Source organism: Oscillibacter sp. CAG:155 (genome assembly GCA_000436875.1).
Taxonomy (GTDB): domain Bacteria; phylum Bacillota; class Clostridia; order Oscillospirales; family Oscillospiraceae; genus Oscillibacter.
On sequence record FR890840.1, the window covers coordinates 6,210 to 8,793 of the forward strand.

Below are 2,584 nucleotides of genomic sequence, written 5' to 3' on the forward strand. Positions count from 1 at the left end.
CAAAGCGGGAAAGACATGGCTGCTGCCGCCGGCTGCGTTTTGCAGGGAAATATCGATGCGTCTGAATATAAATCCGTTGTTTTAGGGTTTGTTTTCCTGAAATGAAATATAGCTCCGACCGCTTTGAGGCGGAGCATTAGGAGCCGGTAGAAGAAGGTGACGGCTCCGAAGAGAACAAGGACGAATACACTGCTGAGCACATCTCCTTTGTGCCGGAGAACGCACGGTGGAGCACGGCAACATCAACAAAATTTTCACCTTTGGCCAGGACTCTGACCCCATCACTTGGAAGATGGCTCAGATGAATTTTGATATTGGGGCATTGAGGCCGATCTGGTGGACTGCATCGTGGCCCCGCCGTCCCAGCTCATCGCTTAGACCGGACGACTTATTTGCTTATTCATGATGATATTTTACCGCAGTTATGCCAGCTATGACCGCGCTTTTTCTGTGCGGTGTTGTCGTAAAACTCTGCAAAAAGAGAAGTGAAAAGAGCCCCATGTCCATCTCGCGTGCAGCGAGAAAAGACGTGGGGCTTTATGGTATCGTTACTCAGCAGATGTTCTGCCTGGGGAGGACCTATTTATGGGCACACCGGTTGGCCGCCTGGAGCGCAAAAATATCGCGGAACAGGTTTTCTTCCTCACGTGGCTTCATATCCACAAACTGGCACCCGTAAAAATACTGGCGGTTCTCCAGCGTGTGCTTACGCACTACCTGACATTTTACATTATGTACAGCGCCGCGATTACAAAATCTCTGATTATAAAACCACAACTGATCGCCCACCTCATAAATCGACTTGCTCTGAATGGCGATCCCGGAACCGCTGATGTTGATGATCATGCAGGGGTTTCCCACTGCTTTCTGATTGACAAAAGAGATCAGGGATGGTTCCATTACATTTTGCCGGAAATAGCAGCGGGACTCCTCTTTTTTCAGAATACGGAGAAGGGTGATTTGCAGGTATGTATCCATGGACAGCGAAATCGATCCCTCAATCAGGAGAAACTCCTTGTTGTTTTCTTTTCTGGTGGCGTGGAGCTTAATGGGAGTGTCAGAATAAAAGCACATACGGAGATTGGGCTGGTAGTAGTCCTCCACACGTATTTTCTGGTTAATGCTGTCATAATATGCGATCTTCCCAAAAAAGAGAAATTGGTTATTATCGGAAAGAACATTACACCTGCTATCCATGATTTCGCTGATTATCGCGTCATTGCTGATCAAGGGTAGAATCCTCCTATTATATAACAATCCACACCATGGGGTGAGGAGGGGACACAGAATTGCACGGCCTATCGAAGCTGAATGTCCGCTTATATGTCTGAATGTATTATAGCATGCGCTGTTGGAGCAGCACAAGGAAGATAGGGTGGATATTGGGGGAAATTTGCAGAAATTCTCCGTGGATGGAGAGAAGAGCGTGATTTGTCCGCGGTTGGTTCCTTGCCCATGATTTTCTGCACAGCGTATAAACTTGATCGATCAGGACGTAACGAGCCACCGCAAATGATAATTCTTTCTTAACTGTTGTCAAAGGCCCTGGCTATTCTCTGTAAGTTCCGGTATTGTGTGTCGCTGACTGGAGCCCGCAGGCTCCGTATATGCGAGCAAGCGAGCGAAGCGCGGCTCTTAGCGAGTCACAATAGGAGGAGAGGCACATGAAGGGCTATATGTAGGCACTGCACCAGCGATTCTTCCAAAAGCCGGAGTGTGAAGAGGCCCGGGCACAGGTCGAGGAACTCCGTCAGCAACTGCGGGAGCGTCTCACAAAATCGGAGCGGCAGAAGCTGAAAGTCCTGCGGGGAGCCTGCCATTCTCCGGCATAGCCTAGAACCATCGCTTCAGACAAATCCTTCGGGGACTGGCTGGACCACTGGTATTCATCTGCGGCATACCTTCGTGACCACGGCGCTGGAGTACGGCATGGACGTGAAGACCCTCTCGGCGATGGTGGGGAACCGGTTCTCCAGCACCACCCTGAACGTCTACCCCCACGTGACGAAAGCCATGGAGCGGCAGGCGGGGGTCAAAATCGACCAAGGAATCGGAAAGCAGAGTTCCCAAAATGTCTACGGCCGCGCCCTGGAAGAGTGCGAGGAAAAGCTGAAGGTACTGATTGAAACCATGAAAGCGGAGTTCAGGCGGAGCGGAGTCAGCTCCGGGAAGCAGGGAACCGGCCATGAAAGCGAAAAAAAACTCCCACAGATGCGGGAGTTTTCCTGTTTGGGGTATTTCTGTGGTCAACAAAAAACAGAGAAAAATCAGAACACTGCAAAGGTGCGAAAAAGTTGCGAAAGGTAAAGAAAAGAACCTGATTTCAAATGAAATCAGGAACTTTTTGGTGGAGACTACTGGACTCGAACCAGTGACCTCCTGCGTGTGAAGATCCGTCTGGACGTCAAAGCCCTGCTATTGGGCGCTTTTCGGTACTTTTTGCTCCACTTTTTCAGAAAAAGCAAGAGGTCATTGTCCGCTGTGTCCACCCGCTGATATCCGCATATTGGTCAGCGTATTGGTCAAAGCCCCGGCTCCGCTCATTGAGCGGAGCCGGGGACTCTTTCCGCAAGTGGCGGCCTTG

2 protein-coding genes are annotated in these 2,584 nt (G+C 50.2%); one reads left to right on the forward strand and one right to left on the reverse strand.

Annotated elements, in window-relative coordinates; genetic code table 11:
- Positions 1-579: 579 nt before the first annotated feature.
- On the reverse strand, positions 580-1,197 hold the full coding sequence (locus tag QZL67_RS11650; RefSeq protein WP_366914406.1) for a PilZ domain-containing protein: 618 nt from the start codon (positions 1,195-1,197) through the stop codon (positions 580-582).
- 732 nt (positions 1,198-1,929) lie between these two features.
- On the opposite strand from QZL67_RS11650, the gene QZL67_RS01335 reads away from it, so the two are divergent.
- Entirely contained in the window at positions 1,930-2,307 is a 378-nt protein-coding gene (locus tag QZL67_RS01335) for a hypothetical protein (protein WP_022288986.1), read from the forward strand.
- Positions 2,308-2,584: the final 277 nt, after the last annotated feature.

Excerpts from the sequence above, each read along its gene's own strand:
- QZL67_RS11650 (WP_366914406.1), bottom strand. The coding sequence starts at position 1,197 with ATGGATAGCAGGTGTAATGTTCTTTCCGATAATAACCAATTTCTCTTT.
- QZL67_RS01335 (WP_022288986.1), top strand. The coding sequence starts at position 1,930 with ATGGACGTGAAGACCCTCTCGGCGATGGTGGGGAACCGGTTCTCCAGC.